The sequence below is a fragment of the Rhizobium phaseoli genome, assembly GCF_010668805.1.
GTDB classification, from domain to species: domain Bacteria; phylum Pseudomonadota; class Alphaproteobacteria; order Rhizobiales; family Rhizobiaceae; genus Rhizobium; species Rhizobium phaseoli_A.
On sequence record NZ_WUFT01000127.1, the window covers coordinates 1 to 402 of the forward strand.

Below are 402 nucleotides of genomic sequence, written 5' to 3' on the forward strand. Positions count from 1 at the left end.
GAGCTACTTCGCATCGGGCGGCATCAACGCAACGAACAGCTTGGACATTCAAAAATTGCTTGTGCCAGGTACGCAATTGAAACAGGCTCTTCGTCCGGCGCCTATGGTTAGCTTCGCCAGTAGCCTACCGGCGGGTTTTTCAACGGAAGCGTATCTGCAATGGCAGTGGAACGGCAACAAGTATCCGCCTGTTGGCGGGTTCTGGTCCGCGTCGGATGTGTTTGGACGAGGTGCTCAACCCGGTTCGGTTAGCGGCAATAATTTCAACGTTTCCGGTATCGACGCGGGAACAATCGCCGGACAATCCAACGGCGGTCAAATCAGTAACGGTACTCTGAATGCTACCAACACGAACCTGGTGAATGGAGCGTACACCGGCCTGCCGACGAGTCCGATCGGTGT

Annotated in this window: 1 protein-coding gene; it reads left to right on the forward strand. The window is 55.2% G+C overall.

All coding sequences use genetic code 11. The annotated features are described in order from the left end of the window. Nucleotides 1-402: DUF1302 family protein (locus tag GR197_RS31695; RefSeq protein ID WP_164016646.1), on the forward strand; the 402-nt coding region annotated here is incomplete at both ends.